Genomic DNA, 7,193 nt, shown 5'->3' with positions numbered 1-7,193 from the left:
AACGCCATAGAATCCACAACCCCATCGTGGGTTGCGAACCCTGTGGGGCTTCAGGTGATCCCAAGCGCAACCCGCGATGGGGTTGTGAGAAAACCACGACTAACCCAGGGTAGGCGCTCCTTCGTCGCGCCAACCCTGGGCGTTGAGCCGGAATCCCTTTGGGATTCTAACATTTGGTCGAAGAACTTGTGGGTAATGCTCAGGTCGTGCCACCGCAGTCCATAGAGCGCCGGCCCGTCCGCCCTTGCTACCAGGTTCAGGGCCCCGATTCACGTCCATCTTTCGGAGGCACATGGGGTCAGTGCGGCCCTATCCGCTCATTCGAAACTTTTTTCGAGGTCTTTGATTCGCGCCTGGAGTGTAGCATCGCCCGTTTTGCTGCGGGATTTTACCTGCTGAAAGAGGCGTTTGGCTTCCAAGGGGTCTTTGTAACGGAGCAGCAGCGCACAGTCGATCTCGATCCATGCGAGCCGGGGATCCGATAGATATATGGTCCCCCGATAACGTTCAAGGAAGCTTCGAAGACTCAAAACACCGCCTTGCATCGCGTCCCGATACTGGGTTTCCAGCAACGGATCCATACCAAAAAGTCGCGAACCATCCCCACGACGCCTCTGAACCTCAGCAGCTGCCTCTCGCTCCGAGGACTTCTGGTCATAGAATTCCCAGAGCCGGCAGCCGCTAAACAGGACTGCCACGAGGATCGACAGGCTGATAAGAACTTTCATGTCTCTTTGACGCGCTCGATGCGAGCACCCAGCGCTTTCAGCTTAGCATCGATGCGCTCGTAGCCGCGGTCAATGTGATACACTCGGTTCACCTGAGTCGTGCCTTTGGCGGCCATACCCGCAATGACCAGGGCGGCCGAGGCCCGCAGGTCGCTGGCCATCACAGGTGCTCCACTGAGTGGTCGCCCGCCTTTGACGATCGCACTAGGCCCCTCAATCGAGATCTCGGCACCGAGTCGTGCCAACTCGCTCACGTGCATGAAGCGGCTCTCGAACACGCGCTCGGTGATGATCCCCAACCCTGGGGTTAAGGTCATCAGCACCATCATTTGGGCCTGAACATCCGTCGGAAACCCAGAATAGGGCAGGGTGGTGATGTCGATCGGCTTCAGACGGCCTCCACGTTTTACCGTGATCGCCCGTCCCCGCCGCTCCACTTTAACGTTCGCTTCCTTCAGCTTATCCAACACGGCCGAGAGATGATCCGGGCGGGCTCCGTGAATGGTGATCTCGCCGTTGGTCGCAGCAGCGGCAATGGCAAACGTGGCTGCCTCGATGCGATCCGGTATGACCTCGTGCTCCACCCCATGCAAGGCGTCGACCCCCAGAATTTGAATGGTGGGACTGCCAGCTCCCGTGATCTTGGCCCCCATGTTGTTCAGGAACTGAGCCAAATCAACAATCTCCGGCTCACAAGCCGCGCTCTCGATCACCGTAATCCCCTCAGCCAAAGTGGCCGCCATCATGATATTGGCAGTCCCAAGTACCGTAGGTCCAGACCGACCCCCAAGAAAAACTTCTGTCCCGATCAGACGTTTGGCTTTGGCGTGAACGTAGCCGCCTTCGATGAGCAAGTCTGCGCCGAGAGCTGCCAAGCCTTTGAGGTGAAGGTCTACTGGGCGCGATCCGATGACACAGCCCCCGGGAAGGGAGACCTTGGCCTTATGCAAGCGGGCTAATAAGGGACCGAGAATGCAGATTGATCCGCGCATTTTGCGGATCAAATCATAATCGGCCATCCCTTTGAGGCGACCGGAGCGGACAGTAAGCGTATCTCCCTCAAATTTCACCTCGGCACCGAGGGATACCAGAATCTGCCCCATGAACCGCACATCGCTCAGATCGGGTACATGACGGATGACGCACGGTTCCTCCGTGAGCAGCGTGGCTGCCATGAGCGGCAACACCGCGTTCTTTGCGCCGCTGATCTGAACCTCACCCTCGAGCGGAATTCCGCCCTTAATCAATAAGCTGTCCATGATGATAAAAGCCCGCTTCTGTCACTCCCGACGCGCGACCATTACGCGCGGTTTCGCATTGTAGTCATTGTGAACGGTTTCGACAATCCAGTTCTGCTGAAGCAGTGATTCTCTCACCGCCTCCGATTGCCCGTCGCCCAGCTCGAAGATCCAACTCCCACCGGAACGCAAGACGCCCGCCAACTCAGACGCCTGCCGACGATAAAAGGTTAGGCCGTCTACACCTCCGTCGAGCGCCAAGCGCGGCTCGTGGTCCCTAACCTCCGGTTCCAAGGTGGCGATCTCTTCGGCCGGAACGTAGGGCGGATTCGAGAGAATCAAGTCAAAGGACAAGCCAGGATCCAGAGCGTTCAATCCATCGCTGGCCCAGAACTCCACACGCTCACCCACCCCGTGGCGGGCCGCATTCGCCCGCGCTCGCTCCAGGGCAGGCGGGGAAATGTCCAAAGCATAAACTCGCGCAGCCGGACAATTCTTGGCCAGGCTGACGGCAATGCAGCCGCTTCCGGTACCGTAATCCAGAACCGCAGGGGAAGGTTCGGTCGCGAGGCGGTGCTTCAGCCAGAGCAATCCCTTCTCCACCAGCAGTTCGGTCTCAGGCCTCGGCACCAAAACCTCAGGCCCCACTTCAAAATCGAGACCGTAGAAAGGAGCGACGCCGAGCAGATGCTGGAGAGGAACGCGCTCACCCCGCCGAGCCACCAGTGCCCGCAGGGCGACCACATCGTCCTCACCTACTTTCCGCTCGAAATCGAGGTACAGCCTCAGGCGCGGAATCTGAAGCTGGTGGGCTAGCATGAGTTCCACTTGCAAGCGTGGAGAGTCGACGCCGCGTTTAGCCAGGAAGTCGGCGCCCTTCTGAATGATCTCAAGCACAGTCACAAAACGCAGACTACAGCAGCCCGACGAAAAAGTCAGGAACACAAGTTTGAACCTTGATCTCTGCCGCTGCTCTCTTAGCCTTTAAGTATGCGCATGCTTTCATCTCTGATGCTGTTGGCGGCCAGCCTGCTCTGGCTTGCCCCCGCCGCCTCGCTGTCCGCCCAGGAGAGCAGCGAGTCCATCGCCGCCCGACAAATGGTGCAGGAAAACATGAAGGCTCTCAATGCCCGCATCGAGGACCTCGAAGCGTCGAACCATTCCCTGCGTGCCCGGGTGGATGACTTGCGACGCGAGCTTCAGCAATTGCGTGAAGAGACGCGCAAGCTGGCGGACCAGAGCGGCGTCCAAGATCAGATCCGCCGATTGGCCGACAGCATCAAGGATGTCGATAACAAGCGCCGGGCCGACAACGAGAAGGTGCTGAGCGAACTCGCCAAGCTGGCCAAGCAAATGGCGGACACCCCGATCCTGCCTCCCTCTCCCGCGCCCCGGCAACCCTCGACCACCAGCAGCCAGAGCAGCGCCCACAATCCGGAACCGCGTCCCGCCTCCAATATCCCCGAGAAGGGCATCGAATATGTCATCAAGCCGAACGACACGCTCTCCGGCATTGTGGCCGCCTGTCGGGCCAAGGACTTGAAAGTGACGCAAAAGCTGATGCGCGAGGCCAACCCCGATGTGAACTGGGACCGGCTGCGCGTGGGACAAAAAATCTTCATTCCGCTGCCCGGCCAGTAAACGCCGTATGATTCGGAAGCTTCGACAGCTTCATTTGTTCCTGGGCTGTTTTTTTGCCCCTCTGCTCCTCTTCTTCGTGGCCACCGGCTGGTACCAAACTCTGCAGATGGACCGCCGCAAAGAGCCCGCAGAGGCCGAGAGCCTCATCAGCCGTCTCGTAGCGGTACACACCGACCAAATTTACCCAGCCGCGTACGCCAATTCCTGGTCACCTGTCCTGTTCCGGTGGCTGGTGATCGTCATGTCCCTGGCGTTGATTGCCACGGTGATCCTGGGAGTAATTCTGGCAATAAAAGCGCTGAAACAGCGCTGGATGGTTTGGATTTCCCTCACTTTGGGTGTATTGTTACCGGTAGTAACCCTGTGGTTGGGAGCAAAACGATGACTGATCAAAACATAGTGAAATTGGCGACGTGGCTTGGATTTTGGATCGGGGGAGTCGCCCTCCTCGCCGTGCTGTTTTTCTCTGTTAATTACCGCGTCACTCCCACGCGGCTCTGGATCACCATTCTCGGAATCCCAATTCGATGCATCCGTATCCGTGACATTCGACACATGGGGACCGATCCCAAGGTGTGGGCGGAACGCTGGTACAACACTCTCTCTCCGGAGAACCGCCGGCTGGTCATTCGGCGCAAGCACGGCATTCTCTGCCGCACCATGATTCTGACGCCGAAGAACCCCTACGTGCTTATGCACGATCTGGAAAGGGCCAAGGATAAGCTCAAGGCCGAGGAGAAGTCGGCTTCCGCCTAGGCCCGCCTACTCTACAACCGGAACCAGCCGATAGAATCGCGTGCGGCCGGGGCGAAGATCGATCACCGAGTTGAGCACTTCAAACGGCTCGACCCGGGCCCAATCCTCCCAGGAGTTCAGGTCTTCGGAGCTCTGAACCATGACTGGTTCGAGGGTGGGAATGCTGAGACGCAGTCTCTTGCCGGCCGAATCCGCATCGAGTCCCAGCAGCCGCGACTGTGAATCCTTACGGGCGACCAACTGCAGATCGAAGCGCAGGTCCTTGCTGTCCTGGGTATGCTGATGGACCTCAACAGCCAAGGTGTTCGCACCCGGCTTGAGATGCGCGGGATCCAGATCTAAGCGAAACCAACAGCCCTCCAATTCCTTCTGTTCCTGGAGCGCCAAGGTGTCGTAAGCGGCGGACTCGGCCAGATTCAACCGGGCGACCTCCACACCATTCAAGAAAACCGCGCACCCGTCGTCCACCAACAGGCGAAGTTCTGCGGCGGCATAAACATCCGAGCTCCCGATCGTGAATTGGCTCCGAAAATAAGTGGTGACGTAACGCTTCTTCGAAGCACCTCCGTAAAGAACCTGCGTCTGAAGTCGGTCGTCTCCGTATCCGAAAGCCCCGCGGCCTACCTTCCAGCTGAGGTCAGAGTAATCACTCCGACGCCAAGCCTCTCCGAGGTTCACCCCGGTATCCAGATACCTCCATTGCGAGGCGCCGAGCACTATCGATTCCCAGCCTAGCTGGTAGGGGGGCAGCGATCGGGCAATCGAATAGAGGGTGGGAGGATCCGAATCATCGCTCAGCGTGAAATAACTGTTTCCGTCCGATGAAAAACCAATGGCCTCGCCGTTCGGCTCGACGGGCCGCCCCACCACTGGGACCCGAAATCCCTCGCCAGCGAGAGCTTCCTCGACCGACTGGTCCACAGTGCGCGAGCGCCATTCGGCATAGTCTTCGTTGCGTAACAGAATCTGAGTGCCATCCGCGCTCATGCTGCCGCCCGAAGCCTGGTGAAACGGCACTTCCTGCACCCACTCCAATATATTGAGATCCTCAGCCGACAGCTGGTCGATGGAAATCTTAAACGCTCGCGCCACGCCCGATTGCTTGGTCAGGACGAAAAGCTCTCGGCGCAACGGATCGACCAAGAGGGTTTCCGCATCCACCGCCACCTCGGGATACTGCAGACGAAAGACCTGCCCACCGCCGAGCTCGACGCTGACCGGATCGGCCGACCAGGCGGGATCAACCCACGGCTCCGGAAAACGATACACCACGATCTCCGTTCGGCTGATTTGGTTGTCGCCAATATCCCCCAGATACACATAGCTCAGCCGGGGATCAGGCCCAGGACCGACGGCAACGTCCTCAAAATCCCCGGCAGGGAAGTCGGGCAGCTTGAAGGTGCCCAGATGACGACCCTGGCTATCGATCGCATACACCGTGGGGTCCGCGGCGCTGTCGTTGTGAGTAAAGAGCACGTCGGGCTGAATCCGGCTGGCCGCCACACCAGAAGCTTCCTTCAGAGGAGGAGCACCCACGAGCCCTACCTCCAGTGGCTCGCCAAACGACGGGACACCAGCCGGTGCAAGCAACGCGGGAAGCCCACAGAGGGCAATCAGGCCGTAACGCTTCATGGTTGGCCCGGTAGCAGCACGGGGGGCCTCTCCCGTTGGGGTTGGAGTCTCATACGCATAAACGACTTGGAAAGAATAGATTACATCAACCGAACCCGAGCAATCAAGGACCCTGCGGATATCGATGACGTTCCACTAATAAGCCATCTGTGACCAACGTGCAACCGAGTGTCGTGTCTCACCTCTTGCTAAAGATTATCGCGATCAGCAACATCGGTGGCGTGCCGACTAAGATTATTGCTGTCGCCAATCAAAAGGGTGGCGTGGGAAAGACCACCACCGCGGTGAACGTCGCTGCCTGCATGGCTGCCTCCGGCCATCGCACGCTGCTCTTCGATTTGGATCCCCAAGCCAACGCCACCAGCGGTCTAGGGCTGGAAAAACTCGAGGGGGGAAGCGCCTATCGAGTGCTACTCGGGGAAGGCAACTTGCAGGAAAAAATTCTCAAGACCGCCTTCGACAAGCTGGAGGTCATCCCGAGCGAGGTCGACCTTTGTGCGGTCGAAATCGAGATGGTGCGCGGGGAAAACCACCTCCGCAAACTGGCACAGCTCATGGCCCCCTTGGTGGAATCGGCCGCTTACGATGTCATCCTGATCGACTGCCCCCCGGCGCTAGGCGTCCTGACTCTCAATGCGTTCGGTGCCGCGGACGGGATCCTGGTCCCCTTGCAATGTGAGTATTACGCCCTGGAGGGAATCTCGATGATCCACCGTGTGCTAGAACCCATTCGCAACGCCGGAGTCAATCCTCGGCTCGAACTGCTCGGTGTGGTGATGACGATGTTCGATGCGCGAACCAAGCTCTCCAATCAAGTCCTCGGGGAGGTTCGTCAGCATTTCGGAAGTACGGTCTTTGAAACCGTGATCCCGCGCACGACGCGACTCGCCGAGGCTCCCAGCCACGGCAAACCGATCATCCACTACGATCCCTACAGCGCAGGTGCTGCCGCTTACGAAGTCCTCACTCAGGAGATTCTCACTCGACTCGGGTTCTAGCAGATCTATGGACTGCGGTGGCACGACCTGAGCATTACCCACAAGTTCGGAGGGCTTCCTCCCTATCCCAACGGGATTGCGCCTCAAAGCCCAGACATCTGAGTTACTCCGGCAAGGGTTTTTAGTTTTTTTGTTCACCGGAAAGTGAGTTCGATTGGAGCGTTGGCGCCGATGTTTTTGGCCCACGCTTTTTCAAGAGT

General features: G+C 58.5%; 8 protein-coding genes. 4 read left to right on the top strand and 4 right to left on the bottom strand.

Going from position 1 to position 7,193, the window contains the following annotated elements; all coding sequences use genetic code 11:
- Positions 1–317: 317 nt before the first annotated feature.
- Genes JNN07_21830 through prmC form a run of 3 tightly spaced genes read right to left on the bottom strand, consistent with a single transcriptional unit; the run spans position 318 to position 2,869 of the window.
- Positions 318–728, bottom strand: coding sequence for a hypothetical protein (locus JNN07_21830; protein ID MBL9170391.1), 411 nt, complete (start codon positions 726–728; stop codon positions 318–320).
- Positions 725–1,987, bottom strand: coding sequence for a UDP-N-acetylglucosamine 1-carboxyvinyltransferase (gene murA / locus JNN07_21825; GenBank protein ID MBL9170390.1), 1,263 nt, complete (start codon positions 1,985–1,987; stop codon positions 725–727). Before murA ends, JNN07_21830 begins: the two co-directional genes overlap by 4 nt.
- A gap of 21 nt (positions 1,988–2,008) precedes the next feature.
- Positions 2,009–2,869, bottom strand: a complete 861-nt coding sequence (gene prmC / locus JNN07_21820; protein ID MBL9170389.1) for a peptide chain release factor N(5)-glutamine methyltransferase — start codon at positions 2,867–2,869, stop codon at positions 2,009–2,011.
- A gap of 87 nt (positions 2,870–2,956) precedes the next feature.
- Between prmC and JNN07_21815 the strand changes: the two genes are divergently transcribed.
- The 3 genes from JNN07_21815 to JNN07_21805 are packed head-to-tail and all read left to right on the top strand — an operon-like array spanning position 2,957 to position 4,363.
- Positions 2,957–3,607 (top strand): LysM peptidoglycan-binding domain-containing protein, encoded by a 651-nt coding sequence (locus tag JNN07_21815; GenBank protein MBL9170388.1) that lies wholly within the window; start codon positions 2,957–2,959, stop codon positions 3,605–3,607.
- A gap of 7 nt (positions 3,608–3,614) precedes the next feature.
- Entirely contained in the window at positions 3,615–3,992 is a 378-nt protein-coding gene (locus JNN07_21810) for a hypothetical protein (protein MBL9170387.1), read from the top strand.
- 14 nt (positions 3,993–4,006) lie between these two features.
- The gene (locus JNN07_21805) at positions 4,007–4,363 is read left to right on the top strand and encodes a hypothetical protein (GenBank protein MBL9170386.1); all 357 of its coding nucleotides are present in this window, start codon (positions 4,007–4,009) and stop codon (positions 4,361–4,363) included.
- A 6-nt stretch (positions 4,364–4,369) separates the two neighbouring features.
- On the opposite strand, the gene JNN07_21800 is transcribed toward JNN07_21805, so the two are convergent.
- On the bottom strand, positions 4,370–5,995 hold the full coding sequence (locus tag JNN07_21800; GenBank protein MBL9170385.1) for a hypothetical protein: 1,626 nt from the start codon (positions 5,993–5,995) through the stop codon (positions 4,370–4,372).
- A 221-nt stretch (positions 5,996–6,216) separates the two neighbouring features.
- On the opposite strand from JNN07_21800, the gene JNN07_21795 reads away from it, so the two are divergent.
- Positions 6,217–6,993 carry a ParA family protein gene (locus JNN07_21795; GenBank protein ID MBL9170384.1) on the top strand — a complete coding sequence of 259 codons (777 nt, stop codon included), beginning with the start codon at positions 6,217–6,219 and terminating at the stop codon, positions 6,991–6,993.
- Positions 6,994–7,193: the final 200 nt, after the last annotated feature.

It is taken from the genome of Verrucomicrobiales bacterium (assembly GCA_016793885.1).
Classification (GTDB): domain Bacteria; phylum Verrucomicrobiota; class Verrucomicrobiia; order Limisphaerales; family UBA11320; genus UBA11320.
This window is presented reverse-complemented; position numbering and strand designations above follow the sequence as displayed.